This is a genomic window from Pantoea allii (assembly GCF_046529425.1).
Lineage (GTDB): Bacteria > Pseudomonadota > Gammaproteobacteria > Enterobacterales > Enterobacteriaceae > Pantoea > Pantoea allii.
Window position 1 is genome coordinate 798,352 of the sequence record NZ_CP125958.1, and the last position, 15,776, is coordinate 814,127.

13 protein-coding genes are annotated in these 15,776 nt (G+C 56.3%); 6 read left to right on the forward strand and 7 right to left on the reverse strand.

The window, feature by feature from the left end:
* Positions 1-35: 35 nt before the first annotated feature.
* Both pcaG and pcaH read right to left on the reverse strand, forming a co-directional pair.
* Entirely contained in the window at positions 36-656 is a 621-nt protein-coding gene (gene pcaG / locus QNH99_RS03955) for a protocatechuate 3,4-dioxygenase subunit alpha (protein ID WP_410517315.1), read from the reverse strand.
* A complete protein-coding gene (gene pcaH / locus QNH99_RS03960; RefSeq protein ID WP_063880935.1) occupies positions 653-1,393 on the reverse strand; it encodes a protocatechuate 3,4-dioxygenase subunit beta in 741 nt (246 codons plus the stop codon). Before pcaH ends, pcaG begins: the two co-directional genes overlap by 4 nt.
* Positions 1,394-1,624: 231 nt before the next feature.
* On the opposite strand from pcaH, the gene QNH99_RS03965 reads away from it, so the two are divergent.
* Both QNH99_RS03965 and QNH99_RS03970 read left to right on the forward strand, forming a co-directional pair.
* Positions 1,625-3,517: a bifunctional sugar phosphate isomerase/epimerase/4-hydroxyphenylpyruvate dioxygenase family protein gene (locus QNH99_RS03965; RefSeq protein ID WP_410517316.1), complete on the forward strand. Its 1,893-nt coding sequence runs from the start codon at positions 1,625-1,627 to the stop codon at positions 3,515-3,517.
* Positions 3,518-3,802: 285 nt separating this feature from the next.
* Positions 3,803-5,179, forward strand: a complete 1,377-nt coding sequence (locus tag QNH99_RS03970) for an MFS transporter (RefSeq protein ID WP_145394983.1) — start codon at positions 3,803-3,805, stop codon at positions 5,177-5,179.
* A 32-nt stretch (positions 5,180-5,211) separates the two neighbouring features.
* Here QNH99_RS03970 and QNH99_RS03975 read toward each other — a convergent pair whose 3' ends face one another.
* Complete coding sequence (locus tag QNH99_RS03975) at positions 5,212-5,661, reverse strand: hypothetical protein (RefSeq protein WP_244915428.1); 450 nt, start codon at positions 5,659-5,661, stop codon at positions 5,212-5,214.
* On the opposite strand from QNH99_RS03975, the gene QNH99_RS03980 reads away from it, so the two are divergent.
* Positions 5,660-5,791: a hypothetical protein gene (locus QNH99_RS03980; RefSeq protein ID WP_255474515.1), complete on the forward strand. Its 132-nt coding sequence runs from the start codon at positions 5,660-5,662 to the stop codon at positions 5,789-5,791. The genes QNH99_RS03975 and QNH99_RS03980 overlap by 2 nt on opposite strands.
* A gap of 278 nt (positions 5,792-6,069) precedes the next feature.
* On the opposite strand, the gene malI is transcribed toward QNH99_RS03980, so the two are convergent.
* Both malI and QNH99_RS03990 read right to left on the reverse strand, forming a co-directional pair.
* Positions 6,070-7,086, reverse strand: a complete 1,017-nt coding sequence (gene malI, locus QNH99_RS03985) for a Mal regulon transcriptional regulator MalI (RefSeq protein ID WP_145394985.1) — start codon at positions 7,084-7,086, stop codon at positions 6,070-6,072.
* A 66-nt stretch (positions 7,087-7,152) separates the two neighbouring features.
* Entirely contained in the window at positions 7,153-8,655 is a 1,503-nt protein-coding gene (locus QNH99_RS03990; RefSeq protein ID WP_410517317.1) for a PTS transporter subunit EIIC, read from the reverse strand.
* Between the two features lie 907 nt (positions 8,656-9,562).
* Here QNH99_RS03990 and exbB point away from each other — a divergent pair.
* The 3 genes from exbB (at position 9,563) to QNH99_RS04005 (ending at position 12,359) form a co-directional block, all read left to right on the forward strand.
* The gene (exbB, locus tag QNH99_RS03995) at positions 9,563-10,288 is read left to right on the forward strand and encodes a tol-pal system-associated acyl-CoA thioesterase (RefSeq protein ID WP_172823913.1); all 726 of its coding nucleotides are present in this window, start codon (positions 9,563-9,565) and stop codon (positions 10,286-10,288) included.
* Positions 10,289-10,293: 5 nt separating this feature from the next.
* Positions 10,294-10,716, forward strand: coding sequence for a TonB system transport protein ExbD (gene exbD, locus QNH99_RS04000; RefSeq protein ID WP_109716925.1), 423 nt, complete (start codon positions 10,294-10,296; stop codon positions 10,714-10,716).
* 320 nt (positions 10,717-11,036) lie between these two features.
* The gene (locus QNH99_RS04005; RefSeq protein ID WP_063880927.1) at positions 11,037-12,359 is read left to right on the forward strand and encodes an MFS transporter; all 1,323 of its coding nucleotides are present in this window, start codon (positions 11,037-11,039) and stop codon (positions 12,357-12,359) included.
* Here QNH99_RS04005 and QNH99_RS04010 read toward each other — a convergent pair.
* Both QNH99_RS04010 and QNH99_RS04015 read right to left on the reverse strand, forming a co-directional pair.
* Positions 12,356-13,330 (reverse strand): spore coat U domain-containing protein, encoded by a 975-nt coding sequence (locus QNH99_RS04010; RefSeq protein WP_410517318.1) that lies wholly within the window; start codon positions 13,328-13,330, stop codon positions 12,356-12,358. The genes QNH99_RS04005 and QNH99_RS04010 overlap by 4 nt on opposite strands.
* Entirely contained in the window at positions 13,327-15,774 is a 2,448-nt protein-coding gene (locus tag QNH99_RS04015; RefSeq protein ID WP_410517319.1) for a fimbria/pilus outer membrane usher protein, read from the reverse strand. Before QNH99_RS04015 ends, QNH99_RS04010 begins: the two co-directional genes overlap by 4 nt.
* Positions 15,775-15,776: the final 2 nt, after the last annotated feature.

Sequence of the window (15,776 nt, forward strand, 5' to 3'; positions counted from 1 at the left end):
AAGCGGCAAGAACAATGTTGCAAGGAAGTTAAGAATCAGATGTCAAAGAACACGGTTTCTTTTTCACCCTGCAGCCAGATATCGAAGCGGTAGATCGTCTCATCGCCGCGCTGTTCACGCTGCGCCAGTAAGGTGCTGCGTCGTGTTTCCCATTCAATTAAATTCAGCACCGGATCGTTGGCATTTGCCGCCTGTTCATCGGCGAAGTAGAGCCGGGTATTCAGACCGATGTTAATGCCCCGAGCCACAATCCACAGGTTCAGGTGCGGGGCCATGGGGCGGCCATCGCGCCCGGTCACGCTGCCGGGTTTAATGGTGTTGATACGCCAGATACCGCTGTCAAAATCCGAGCAGGTCCGCCCCCAGCCACGAAACGCCGGGTCCAGCGGTTTATCGTGCTGCTGGTCAGCGGGGTGCTGATAGCGTCCCTCGGCATTGGCCTGCCACACTTCAATCAGCACATCGCGAACCGGCGTGCCGGAACCGTCGTAAACGCAGCCTTCAACCACAATGCGCTCGCCGCGCGTTTCCGGCTGGGTCAGCACCTCACTAAAGTTATTTTCAAAAATATCAAAGCCTGCCGCATGGGGCGCCAGGCCAATGTGCACATAAGGGCCGGCGGTTTGCGACGCCGTTTCGGCAAGATAGCGTTTCATGATGCGGCTCCCTGGGTCCGGTTTTCGAACCAGGTCGCACGATGACCGCGCAGGACCAGGTCAAAGCGATAGGCCAGGCAATCCAGCGGCACAGCGGAATGCGTATCCAGTTCTGCAATCAGCGTTCGCACGGCGTCCTCGCTGCCTACCGACTGAACAATCGGACAGCGGCCTACCAGCGGGTCGCCCTCAAAATACATCTGGGTAATCAGTCGCTGGGCAAAGGCTTCGCCAGACAGGGAAAAATGAATATGCGCCGGCCGCCAGTCGCTGACCTGATTGCGCCAGGGATAAGGGCCGGGCTTGATGGTGCGAAAACAGTAGTAACCGTTGTCGTCTGTCAGCATACGACCGCAACCGCCAAAGTTAGGATCGATAGGCGCAAGATACTGATCTTTTTTATGACGATAGCGTCCTCCGGCATTGGCCTGCCACACCTCAACCAGGGCATTTTTTACTGGCTGACCAAACGCATCACGCACGTAGCCATGCACGATAATGCGTTCGCCGATGGGCAAACCCTCTTTCGCGTAATTGAGGATCAGGTCACTGTCTCGTGGCCCAAGCTCCTGGCGGGTAAACACCGGTGCGGTAATTTCTGACAATGAGTTTTGCAACGAAATCAGCGCATTGCGCGGGGATCGCAACAGGCTTGTTTTATACAAGGGCGCGAGGGCCGGTGGGTGATCACGGTAATCACGATGCACCAGTTCGCGGGCGGGCCAGTCATTTTTCATCCAGGCATCCTTTATTATTTTTCGGCTACAGAGCAGGAAGTGTAGGAAGCGCAACTTGTAAAAGGAAAGTGAAAAATTGTCGGCTTTGTCATAACCAAAAATCATGACTAGTTACACATTGACGAAATGTTCCAACTGGTTCATAACAATTGCCAATCTCCGTCAGTGGAACGCCTCGCTGCTGACTGGCTGCTTTAAGGTCACCCGGTGACCGTTTATCTGGAGGCAACAATGAAACGTTCTATCGCAACGGTCTCGGTATCGGGCACGCTGCCGGACAAACTGCGGGCCATCGCCGCCGCAGGCTTTGATGGCGTTGAAATTTTCGATAACGATCTGGTCTATTATCCCGGCTCACCCGTGGAAATCCGCCAGCTGTGTGAACAGCTCGGGCTGGAGATTTTGCTGTTTCAACCCTTCCGTGACTTCGAGGGCGGCCCGCGTGACAGGCTGGCGCACAACCTTGCGCGCGCGGCGCGGAAGTTTGAAGTCATGCAACAGCTGGGCTGTCAGCGGATGCTGCTCTGCAGCAACGTCTCACCCGACTGCAGTGACGATTTCGCCACTCAGGTCAGCGATCTTAAGGCACTGGCAGAGCTGGCGGAGCAGCACGGTATTACTCTCGGTTATGAGGCGCTGGCCTGGGGACGCCACGTCAGCCTGTGGCGCGATGCCTGGGCCAGAGTCGAGGCCGTCAACCATCCAGCGCTGGGCATCGTGCTCGACAGTTTTCACATTTTGTCGCGCGGCGACAGCCTTGACGGGCTGGACGTGGTGCCGCCAGAGAAGATTGTGTTTGTGCAACTGGCGGATGCGCCGCTGCTGAAAATGGACGTGCTGTCATGGAGTCGCCACTTCCGCTGCTTTCCCGGCCAGGGCGAATTCAATCTGACCCAGTTTATGACGCAGCTGTCTGCCCATGGTTACCGGGACGCCTGGTCGCTGGAGATTTTTAACGACGGGTTCCGTGCTTCGCCGGTAGTGCCGACTGCTCAGGACGGCTATCGATCGCTGCTGTGGCTTGAGGAGCAAACGCGCGACTGGCTGATCAAACAGCCGCTGCTGCCCAGTGCGCTGGCTTCCCTGGCCGGAGACGGGCTGTTTCACTCTGCGCCCCAGCCGCCGCTGCTGTCACTGGAGTTCATCGAATTTGCCGTCAGCCACAACGACGCACTGGCCCTGGGGCAATGGCTGACGCAGCTTGGCCTGGTTCATGCGGGGGATCATCGCTCCAAGCAGGTGGCGCTGTATCGTAACGGCAAGGTGCATGTGATCCTGAATGCCCAGCCGGAGAGCCAGGCCAGCGGGTATTATCATCAACACGGCATTTCGCTGTGTGCGGTGGCATGGCGGGTTCGCGGAGTCGATAAGCTGATTAAACGCGCGCAGGACTATGGTTACGCCATCTGGCAGGGAGAAACCGGCCCGAACGAACGCCAGATACCGGCGCTATGTGCCCCCGACGGCAGCCTGATTTATCTGGTGGAAGATGAGCCAGCAGGTCAGGACGGTTACCACAGTGATTTTCATTTAACGCACCGCACAGCGCCGCAGACCGCGATGCAGACGATCGATCATTTGGCGATTGCCCTGCCCGATGACACACGCGATAACTGGATTATGTTCCTGCGCAGCGTGCCGGGTTTTGTGCAGGATACCGAGTGGGAACTGCCCGATCCCCTGGGTCTGGTGCGCAGTCGGGTGCTGCGGAGTCCCAACGATGCGATTCGCCTGCCGCTGAATATGTCGGTCAGCCGGGAAACCCAAATTGCCCGTGCCTTAACGACCTATCAGGGCGCAGGATTACAGCACGTCGCCTTTGGCTGTGACGACCTGTTTAGCGCGGTAAAAGCCGCGCGCGAACGCGGTCTAAAAACCTTACCGATTCCCGATAACTATTATCAGGACCTGATGGCGCGCTTCGAACTCGATGCCGATTTTCTGGCGCAGCTGCAACGCTACGATGTGCTGTATGACCGTGATGAACAGGGCGGGGAACTGCTGCACGTCTATACCGTTCCCTATGAAAAAGGCCGCTTTTTCTTCGAGTTGCTGGAACGGCGTGGCGGCTATCGCGGCTTTGGCGCGGCCAATGCGCCCGTGCGGCTGACCGCCATGCGGTAATCCTTCGACGGGCCAGTTTCGCTGGCCCCTTATCCTGCACCTGTCTCCTCTGTACCGCATCCCTCCGCCTGAAAACACGCCCGATCCCGCTCACAATCCTTAGCGGATAACGGGAGCCATGCTGTCAGAAAAATTGCCTTATATAACAATCTGGTAACGCGATAATGAACTTTATTTAACGCATTGTTGCGCGATAAACGCACAAAATTTCGATTATCGCCGTTTATCGCCCTACAGCGCCTGCATATAGTAACCCCACATAACGTATTTCACCGGAGAGTCACCGTGGCGGAAAGCAAAACAATTGATGTTCGGGCGTTAATCGACAGCCGCCCGCTGGGGATGTGGCAAAAGATGGTGGTGCTGTTTGGCTTCTGCATCATCGCCCTTGATGGATTTGATATTGCCATCATGGGATTTATTGCACCTGAATTAAAAGCCGACTGGGGGATCACCAACCGCGAGCTGGGGCTGATTATCAGCGCAGCGCTGGTGGGACTGGCGCTGGGCGCGATGCTCTCTGGTCCCCTGTCTGACAGGCTGGGCCGCAAAGTGGTCATTATTAACAGCGTGTTCTTTTTTGGTGCCTGGACGCTGATCACCGCCTTTTCGCAAAACATGGAGCAGATGATCCTGTTTCGCTTCCTGACCGGTCTGGGATTGGGTGCGGCGATGCCCAATGTGGGTACGCTGGTGGCCGAATTTGCGCCTGCCAGGCGGCGGGCCTTTCTCATCACCGTGGTGTTTTGCGGCTTCACCTTTGGTGCCGCGCTGGGAGGCTTTGCCGCTTCATGGCTGATGCCGCACTTTGGCTGGCACGCCGTACTGATGCTGGGCGGCATCCTGCCGATGCTGTTCGTGCCGTTGCTGCTCTGGGCGCTGCCGGAGTCGGTGTGCTTTTTAGTGGTCAGGCGCGCTGCCAGCAAAAAAATTCACCGTATTCTGGCTAAGCTGGCGCCGGATCTGGACCTGCAACAGTGCAGCGTCGAGCTGCCGCCCGTCAGCAAAGCGAACGCGCAGCCGGTAAAAGTGGTACTCAATGACGCGTATCGGTTTGGCAGCCTGATGCTGTGGGGCGCCTATTTTACCGCCCTGTTTTTGTTCTACACCCTGGGCAGTTGGCTACCCATGCTGATTAAAGATAACGGTTTTGACGTGGTACAGGCTGCGATTATTACTGCGCTGTTCCAGGCAGGCGGCACCTGCGGTTCGCTGTTTTCGGGTTGGTTAATGGACAGGATTGAGTCGCACCGGGCGCTGTCGCTGATTTACGGTGCGGGCGCGCTGTTCACGGTCGGTATGGGATTTTCGCTTGCGCACCCGGTGCTGCTGGGCGGTTGTGCCATGATGATCGGCTTTTGCATCGGTGGCGCTAACACTGGAATGAATGCGCTCTCGGCCAGCTTTTATCCGACCGAGGCCCGCGCGACCGGCTCCAGTTGGATGCACGGCGTGGGACGCATCGGCGCGATTCTGAGCGCGTTGGTCGGGGCAGAGATGCTGGCGCTGGGCTGGGGATTTGCCACCATTTTTGCCGTACTGGCTATTCCGGCGTTGTTAACGGTGGCGATGATTACGGCAAAAGGACGTTATCAGCAGCGCCAGGCCGCCAGCAGAAGCACGCCTTCCCGCTGGGGAATTAGCCCAGGGGATATCCGCTAATCAGGGCTATGTTACGCCCAGATGCTGTCCGCTCAGGGCACACAGCCGGTTGAGGTGGTCGGCGTGTTCAGCGGCGGGCTCACCCCGGATGGCATTTCTTGATATTGCCGTCCGGTGCAGGGCGACGACGGTGGCAGCGGGTGCTGTCTGAGCAATGTGTCAGGCGAGAACAAAGAGGGTTCTGCCGGGCTGGCACGGACGGGCTGCTCTGGCTCGGGATCGGCCCGGAAGGGCGGACGTACCTGGCTTCTTTTCTTCTTACCTGAGTGATGGTCGTGACGAAAACGCTTTAACCTGCCCGGCGGGGCCGCGCTGCGTGAGGCATGGATGAAACGAATCAGTGCCACGCTGCGCAACTGGCGACTAAAACATTTAACCATCCCGGATGAGGGTTTACCGGATTCATAACAGCGCCTGAAAAAGTGCAAAGTGATCAGGGTATTGGTGGCGGCATAGCAGGCTCCCGAACAGTGTGAAGCCATGTTTGAACCGGGTAGCAGCAGTGATACAAACAAAAAACAGCGAGACAGCCAGAGCAGCATCGTCCGGTCTGGCGGCGGGCAGGGATCGGATGACGTCTCGCTTGCCTGGATTAAGGCGTTACTGGCGTGAGAAAGGGTGCCGTCAGGCCCGGCGAAAACGGGAGCGGGAGACAGGCGTGATGGGCGATCTCCCTCACGAGTAAGGTCAGCGTGGTCATGCGGTAAACGGCGGCCTCGTAATGAAAGCCACGGTATTGTCCGACGTAAAAGCGAAAGTAGGCTGGTTATGATTGCATTGCTCATAGTCTGTTTATCATTCTGTTTGCGCAACAATCGTGCGCGGGGATTCCCCCTGCTCACGAAAGCGATTTTTCACTGACTCGCTTCTCTGACAATGGAAATGCCGATTTATGCTGACTCTCGTGTAATTAATTGGCCCGATAATAAAATACGCTGCGTTTGCCGTTCGGGTTCTTTCACCTGACGCAGGATAAGTTCCGCCGCCTGTCGCCCGGTTTCTTCACTGGCGGAAGAAACATAGGTGAAAGAGGGCGAGGTCAGGTTCACGTGCAGCATGTCTTCAAAGCCCACCAGCGCGACCTGTTGGGTCAGGAACACATCCTTACCCACGGTGCGTCCCGTATGATGAATCCCTGAAATCGCCCCAATGATCGCATCCGGCGAGTGACAGAGCAGGGCGGTAATGGTGTTGTTCTGCTCCAGTAACTGGCGAGTGGCATAAGCGGCGGCCTGGGTATCGGCCCGACAGGAGGGCGTAAACCCTTCCCGCAGCGCCAGCCCGTGCTGGGTCAGGGCACTGCGAAACCCGAGTAAGCGCTGTTGCCGGATCAGATCCCCTTCAATCCCGCCAATGTAAGCAATATTGCGATGACCGCGTTCTATCAGATAGCGCGTCGCCAGGTGCGCGGCCTGGCGGTTATCACGCATCACCAGATTGCACTTCTCTGCCAGCAGCGACTGCGATACCACCACCAGCGGCAAAGGGCAGTGCAGGAGTTGCTCGGGCAGGCTGGCGTTTCGCGTGTTTGACGCCAGATAGACGACCCCGGCGACGCCCTGCTGTTTAAACGAAAGCAGGCAGCGTGCCAGTGATTCGTCGTCGTCAGTGGGCTGGCCCAGAAACACCAGGTAGCCCTGCTTTTCAAGCTGCTGAACAATGCTTGCCATCACCTTGACAGAGAAACTGTCGCTGAAATCGCGCAGAATCAAACCGATAAGGTTAGAGGTACTGGCGCGCAGATTCGCCGCGGCCACATTTTGCACATAGTCGAGCGCATCAATGGCGGCGTGAACTTTCCTGATGGTGGCATCGGATATTTTTCCTTTCTGACGCAGCACCAGTGAAACGGTCGAAACCGAAACACCGGCATGTTTAGCAACGTCAGTAATGCTGACTCTCTTCAAACCTGCTCCCTGACATTCACGTCATCCGCCTGATACCGCTTTGCCCGTCGCCTGCAGAAACGCAGGTCAGGATTTGCCCACCATCCCGGACAGCGTCTGGGCAATAAACTGCGCTCTGGCACCAAAAATAATTTGTATTCCGTTATCGCCGACAAAAACCACGCCGCGCGCGCCAAGGTTATTAAGCCCTTCACGGTCGACCTCATTGCTGTTGGCCACTTCAAGCCGAAGGCGCGTAATGCAGGCGCCCACCGCGCTGATATTCTGCTCGCCGCCCAGCAGAACCATAATGTCGCTTGCCAGCTCTGCATCGGTTTTATCATCGGTCGTGGCCGTCACATCGGTTCGTCCCGGCGTTTTTACATTAAACCGGCGTATCACGAAGCGGAAGGTGAAATAATAAATCAATGCCATCGGCACGCCTACGATAACGGCACTGAGATAGTGAGTCTGATAACCGTTAAGAGAGGGCACAATGCCAAAGGTAATGTAGTCAATCATTCCGGCCGAAAAGGACTTCGCGATATGAGCATACAGCAGGTACATGGTCATATACGCCAGGCCTGCCATGATGGCATTAAAGACATACAGCAGGGGCGCGACAAAGATAAAGGTAAATTCTACCGGCTCGGTGATCCCGGTTAAAAAGCAGGTCAGCGCCGCCGAAAACAGGATACCGAAGGCGATCTTTTTGTTTTTCGTATGGGCTTCGTGATACATCGCCAGACAGGCGGCGGGCAGCGCGAACAGCATCAGCGGGTACTCACCTTGCATAAACTTGCCCGCATTTTGGTAGGTGTTGCTGCTAAAGGATTTCACGCCCTCTTCCAGCATCTTGAACCAGATGGTTTGATCGCCATGGATCACCTGGCCGCTTTTGGTCACGTAATCGCCAAAGGAGTACCAAAACGAAGGATACCAGATATGGTGCAGGCCAAGCGGTATCAGGGCGCGTTCGACCAGTCCGAAAATAAAGGTTGAGGCCGCCTGATTATCACCGTTAACGATAACCGACAGCGCATCAATCCCTGCCTGAATATGTTGCCAGACATACGGCATCAGCAGGCCAAGCAGGAAGGATAAAAACGCGGTGGCAATGGCGACAAAACGCTTACCGGAAAAGAAACCGAGAAATTCCGGGAGCTGCAGGGTATGGAAGCGGTTATAGCACCAGGCGGCCAGAATACCGCAGATAAGTCCACCAAACACACCCATCTGCAACGTCGGAATGCCGACGACCATGGCATATTTTCCGCCCTGAGCCGCCATTTCCGGCGTGATATGCAACATAGTGCCGATGGTAATATTGGTCACAAAGACGGAAACCGCGGCAGAGAGCGCGGCGATACCGGACTCGGAGGCCAGCCCTACCGCGGAGCCGATAGCAAACAGCATCGGCAGGTTATCGAAAATCACCCCGCCGGCATTCATCATCAGCGGCAACTCAAATTTATTACCAAATGCCAGTAGCAAGCCAGCGGCAGGCAGCAACGAAATGGGCAGCATGAGCGCCCGGCCAATCATTGATAGTTTTGATAACGACTTAACAAATCCTGAGAGCAGTCTCATGCCAGGTTTCCCCAATGTTGCGCTGTTATTAGCGTTTTTATAGTAGGTAGAACGTTTTAGTAGAACGTTCTACTCATCCTGCTGCAGGGGGATTTTGGCCGCAACATAATTTTTACATTCACCGAAACGAAAAACTTATTTTATGAGATTGATCGCTATTAGCCGTTTTGGCGCATCTGGAGGCGGTAAAAATGCTGGGTTAACTGAGCAACCTCTGCTCAGGGTGTCAGCCAAAAGCCAAAAGCCCCGTGGTCTCGACAGCCACGCCATCTGTGTGTAACGCGGCACGAAGCATATTGTCTGGGCCTGGTGGCCTGGTAAAATTAACTCGCCGCCGCAGCCCAAAGCCCTGCGTTATTTCCTTGCAGGCCGTTATGTCGCCTGGGTGTGCGCGGATGGCTATAACGAGGGAACCTCCACTTCAGACCATCAATGGCAGAGCTGCTACCACGTATTCCAGCAGAGCGATGCGGCGAGGTCGGGCACCGGCACACTCACGTTGACCGTTGACCGTTGACAGGTGAAACAGGGTTTGATGAAACCGGCGGCAATAAGGCGAAGTGGACAGGGGCTATCGTTCCTGTGCTAAAAACACAGTGCCTTGTGGTGAAAGCTGACGTATGGGGCGAGATGGAAAAGAGCGCCGTGGGCCTGTGAACCGCTCGCCTGAAGCACTGGCGGCTCAGGCGTAATGCAGGCCATCCCAATACGAGCGTAATAAAGCCAGCGCGTACAGGCCCTGAGACTAAGCGTCCTTTTTCCAGTGCTGGCTCCATAGCCTGGAGGCGCGGTAGATTGTAAATACTAATGAGAACCACTATCAATTCGATTGATTTTTGCTATCATCTGCACTTATTCCGCATCCTGAATATGAAGTTGGAGAAGCCGCGTGGTAGCCAGTGATTTAATGCAAGCAGACCTTTCCGTATGGGGCATGTACCAGCATGCTGATATCGTGGTGAAGGTCGTCATGATTGGTCTGTTATTGGCCTCTGTTGTGACCTGGGCCATTTTCTTCGGTAAGTATGCTGAGCTGAGCGCGGCCAAACGACGCCTGAAACGTGAACAGCTGGCATTGGGTGAAGCCCGCAACCTGAATGATGCCGCGCGCGCCGCCCAGCAGTTTAAAACCACCAGCCACAGTGCGGTGCTCCTTAACGACGCGCAAAACGAGTTGGAACTTTCTGCAGGCGTTGAAGACACGGCCGGAATCAAAGATCGTACCGCTTTCCGGCTCGAACGTCGCGTCGCTGCTTTCTGCCGACACGCTGGCCGCGGCAATGGTTTCCTGGCAACGATTGGTTCCGTCGCGCCGTTTATCGGTTTGTTCGGCACGGTCTGGGGCATCATGAACAGCTTTATTGGTATCGCCAAAACCCAAACGACCAATCTAGCCGTTGTTGCCCCCGGCATCGCTGAAGCCTTACTGGCGACCGCGATCGGTCTGGTGGCCGCGATTCCGGCGGTGGTGATATACAACGTGTTTGCCCGCATGATCGCCAACTACAAAGCCTCGTTAGGGGATGTTGCTGCGCAAATTATGCTGCTGCAAAGCCGCGATATCGACCTGGGAAACCTGGCACAGCCTGAAGCCAACCGTCCTGCCGCCGCGCAAAAACTGCGTGTAGGGTAAGCGTTATGGCAATGCGATTAAACGACCCGTCCGAAACCGATGGTGAAATGCACGAAATCAACGTCACGCCGTTTATTGACGTGATGCTGGTGCTACTCATCATCTTCATGGTCGCGGCGCCGCTGGCGACCGTTGATGTCCGTGTGAATCTCCCGGCGTCCACCAGTGCGCCTCAGCCGCGCCCGGAAAAACCGGTTTACCTCTCTATCAAAGCCGACAAGCAGCTCTATGTCGGCAACGAGGCGGTAAATAATGCGTCGCTGATTAACGTGCTGACGCAGCAGACGCAAGGCAAGAAAGACACCACGATTTTCTTCCAGGCCGACAAGTCTGTGGATTATGAAACGCTGATGAGCGTTATGGATGAACTGCGCACGGCCGGTTATTTAAAAATCGGTTTAATGGGAATGGAAACGGTCAAGAAGTGATGAATCAGGCGGGGTAAACCCGGTTAAGCCGCAAGCCTTGACCCTTTTTCACTTCTCAGATGCAGTTAATACGCTTACCTGTCCCCACATCTTAAGCCCTCCTCAAAAAGCGCTCACTCTGTAGCGCTTTTTTTGTCTCTGCTTTTTTGCAGAATCTTCGATAGCCTTTTGTCAGTCAACGCAGGCAGATATGCTGCTGTAGCTCTTCTGTTAATTTCTTGTTACGGAAACTCACGAGTTTGTAAAGTGCAATGGTGATCAATGTCACATTAATCTGGCTTCTGGCAGGCTAAAACGGATAAAAAACCAAGGAAGCCGTGATGAGCCATAGTGAAACTTTACAAAAGCCGCCCAAGAGCGCGGCCAGAACCATTTTCAACGTTACCAGTGGTAACTTCCTTGAAATGTACGACTTCATGGTATTTGGCTATTACGCGACCGCGATAGCCAAAACCTTCTTCCCCGGTGACGATCCCTTCTCTTCATTAATGCTGACGTTGATGACCTTCGGCGCAGGTTTCCTGATGCGCCCGCTGGGGGCGATTATTCTGGGGGCTTACATTGACCACCATGGTCGTCGCAAAGGGTTGCTGTTAACGCTCGGCCTGATGGCAGTGGGTACGCTCACCATTGCGCTGGTACCGGGTTATGCCACGCTTGGCGCGGCGGCACCGGTCCTGATTCTGCTGGGTCGTCTGCTGCAGGGCTTTTCAGCCGGCGTGGAGTTAGGCGGTGTGTCCGTGTATCTGGCCGAAGTGGCCCCAAAAGGACGCAAAGGGTTCTTTGTGAGCTGGCAATCGGGCAGTCAGCAGATCGCCGTGATTTTTGCTGCGCTGCTGGGTCTGGCGCTGAACCATCTGCTTTCCCATGATGAAGTGACCGAGTGGGGCTGGCGTATTCCCTTTGTGGTGGGCTGCCTGATCGTGCCATTCCTGTTCTATATCCGCCGTATGCTGGAAGAAACCGACGCCTTCAGCCAACGTAAACATCACCCGGCGATGACAGAAATTATGCGTTCGGTTGCCAGCAACTGGGCACTGGTACTGGCGGGCATGTTGATGGTCGTCACCACGACCGTGATGTTCTATATGATTACCGCCTTTACGCCAACCTTTGGCAAAACGGTGTTGATGATGAGCGACAAGCAGGCGTTTATGGTGACGCTGTTCGTGGGCATTTCCAACCTGTTCTGGCTACCGGTGATGGGCGCGCTGTCCGATCGCGTCGGTCGTCGCCCCCTGTTGCTGACGTTTACCGTGCTGATGATTGCCACGGCCTGGCCCGTACTGCACTGGATGGTGGGGTCGCCGAGCTTTGCCCATCTGCTGGAGGCGGAATTATGGCTCTCCTTCCTGTACGCCAGCTACAACGGTGCCATGGTGGTTTATCTGGCGGAAATTATGCCGGCAGAAGTGCGCGCCGCCGGTTTCTCCATGGCCTACAGCCTGGCAACCGCGCTGTTTGGCGGCTTCACGCCAGCGGTGTCGAGTTATCTGATTCACGCCACGGGTGATAAGGCGATGCCGGGCGTATGGCTGACCTTTGCGGCCATTTGTGGGCTGATTGGCACCTTGCTGATTGGTCGAATGGTCAAACAGTACCGCGCGCGCCATGGCGGCACGCCGGTCAGCGCCGCACTTTAAAAGGCAATATCGACCACCACGCTGTCGCTGTAGTTGCCCGCAGGCGGCGTGTTTTGGGTGGTGAGGACGCGCGCAGTGTAGTTAAAGCTGCGCGTCAGTCCATCGGTGCTGACGGTATTCGCCGCCGCACTGCCAACGCGTTCTGTCCCGCTCGGTCCCCAACGATCGCTACTGGTTCCTTTGTAGATTTCGTAACTCAGAAGGTTCGTGCCGCTCGCCATATTGCGCACGCTGCCTGACGTGTTGTTGCCATTGCTTAAGCCCACCGTGTAGGTACTGCCTTTACTGCATAATACATTGATGGTTTGCGAAACCGCCCCAAAACTGGCGACCAGCGGTGCACTCCCAAAGCTGATATTCGGTGCGGTAATCGCGGTGCAGTCGTTAGTCAGGACAACCGTCACGGTAATGGGAATGACCCCGTTGCCGGTCTGCGGGGTCAGGCAAGCGCCCAGGGCGGAAAGGCTGGTGCAAACGTTATAGGTGACGGCCATGTTCAGCGTCAGCGTATAGCTGCCCGCCGCCACGGTTTGCCCGGCGACGGTGCGTAAATAGACGGGAATCGCAAAGTTCAGGCTGCCCAGTAACCCCGCCAGATTAATCAACGTCGCCGAGCTATAGACAAAAGCCGACCCGCCAATCGTGAGTTCATTGGCGCAGGCGCTGTCGGTACACAGCCGTACCGGAATATTGTCGCTGCCGGTATCGCCGCTTCGTTTGAGCGTACCGCGCGTGCCGTTGGTGTTGCTGGCGCTGGTCAACTGAAACGTAATCTGGTTATTACCCAGCAGGGTCAGGGCCGTGCCCGATCCGCAGTTGACGTTAGCGTTGGTGGAGGTGGAACTGACGCTGGTATTTGCAACAAAGGTCGTTTCTGTGCCAAAGCTGGCGCTGGAGGCAGGCAGGGCACAGGCTGCATAACCCAGCGAGGGCAACAACAGCAGGCAAAGGAGTAGCATCAGGTTTTTCATGGCGTCATTCCGGCGGTAGCGTTATCAGGATTGGGCACCGGTGCACCTTTGGGCAGCGGCGGTAGGGGGCAGGTCAGCGGCCCGTAGGTTTTTAATGCCTGCGGTTGACCGCCAGGCAGTGTCAGATCGGTTTCACAGGTTCGGCCATCGGGGGCGATGACCTTGATAGGGTTGTGCTCGCTGAGGTCGTCCAGCCAGGCGATGCCGTCCCAGCCAACGTAGCCGGTTGCCTGTCCCGGACGGATCACCTGGCTGGATACCGGCAGCGGCTGGTTATTGCCGTCAAACAGAATCACGCTGGCGGCGCGTAAACGTTCAACCGGAAAATCCAGTAAAAATCCACTCTGACGCTTCACGGCAAAACGCTGCTCCACTTTGGGCGTGGTCATATCGGCAGGCAGATCGAGCGTATCAATGTCGTATTTGGCTGCGTAGTAGCTGCTGATTGACGGCACCAGCAGGTAGCCCTTGCTGTCGGTGCGTCCCATCGACTGATTTTCATAGCGGACATTCACGTCCGGGTAATTAGTTTTGACCACCACAAACGCATCGTTAATAGTGTTGGCGGCAAACACCTGATTATCCATCAACACCAACGAGCCGGATAAATCTGCCCACTGCGTCGTGTTGTCATCATCCCCATAAAAGCCAGCGGAGGTATCGATCTTATTGTTGCGGTAGCGCAGGCTGCCCTGACGATAATCGCCGCTGTTGCCGCCCTGATTCGCCCAGGATGCATCCCAGGCAAAGCCCCCATCGCTGGGCATGGCGCGGGACAAATAGGCCCGCTGATTATTTTGGCCTTGCTGATCGCGCTCAAGGCTCAGGGAGGCATTACTGTTTTCACCAAACGGGATCACCAGCGAGACGGCACCGCTCCATTCGCCCTGTTGCCTGTCACGGCTGGCGGAAATGTACAGGCTGGCATTGCCCCACAGATTTTTACTCCACGACAGGTTCCACAGGCTGGTACGCTGGTTATCGCCGCTGGAGATATCGATATAAGCTGCGCCCAGACTGCCATAACGATTGAGCGATATGCTGGCGCTGTACTGCGCGGTCCGTCGCGCCAGGCTGTAACGGTTGTCAGCATAGGCACTGTTGCGCTGGTTGCTCAGCAGGGCCAGATTACCAAAGCCGGCGTTGCGGACGGTGTGCTGGGTGCCCAGGCTGAAACGGCTGTTGTTGTACTGATAGCCCCAGCTGTACTGCGCACCCGACTGACCCTCCAGACGACTCTGCGCCGCTGCGCCGTTAATCACGCCCCAACTGCCCACTTTGAACTGCGCGCCCGCGCCGCCCATTCCCAGCTCATTACTGCCTTCCGCGTGGGTTTCCAGCGTGAGCCAGTCCGTCATGCCATAGCGCCACGAGCCGCTCAGGGCTGCCGCACCGTAATCGGCATTTTTGATGCCGTAATTTTGACGTATCGCACCCGCTGAAAAGGCGTAATCGGACAGGCCGGGCTTGAGCAGATTACTGGAAACATAAAACGGTAGCGTGGTGACGACCTGGCGACCGACGGCATCCGTTGTGGTAATGACGGCGTTCCCTGCGCCATTCACAAAGGGCACGTTGGTCAGCGACCAGGGACCGGGCTGGACGTTGGCCTGGGTGGATCGATAGCCGTTAACAAACAGGTCAACCGTCGAGGGCACCGCCGCCTGACCGGAAAAGGCAGGCAGGGGATAGGTAACCAGATCCGGTCGTACGCTGAAATCGCGCGCAACCTGTATGCCGCCAAGCCGGACGCTGCTGGTCCATGCCAGCGCATCGGTAGTGAGGTCGCCAACCCGCCAGCTCAGTATGGCGTTTTCATTCTCATTGCTCCACCAGGTGTCATAGCGGATATAGCCCTCATCCTGGTAGCGATTTTGCCCTTCCAACTGCTGTTGCCAGACGCCATTACTGGAGAAATGCCCTGCCTCACCAAACAGACGCAGTTCATTCCAGGCCGCCAGCCGTGTGCCCGCCACGTCGGTGCGCGTGACGTAGAGATCGTAATTGATCAGGGCACCGTTACTGACGCGTCCAGGAAAGCGCGGCCCGTTGTTGCTCTCACCCAACGTCTGGGCTGGCAGCCAACCGGGCGGAACGGTCAGCAGCAAGCGCTGACGGCGATCGTCATAATCCACTTTCACCTCCGCCAGTTGATTGACATCAACCTGCTGCTGCCCCTGATATTTTTCGGCAGGGATTCCGGCACGCTGGAGATCGCCCGCCCGCACCAGAAAATGGCCGTTTTGCTGCTCGACCGGCACGATATCGCCCCGCGCCTGCTGGTTCACTACCAGCTCTAACATGTAACGCTGGCCGGTAGGACGGTTATCCACCGACGGAGGGGGCGGTAGCGACGTAAAGGTTTCAGCCCAGAGATAACCGGGCGTCAGACAACACAGTCCCGCGATAGCCAGCGCGACGGGATGCGGCGAAAACTGCATCATTG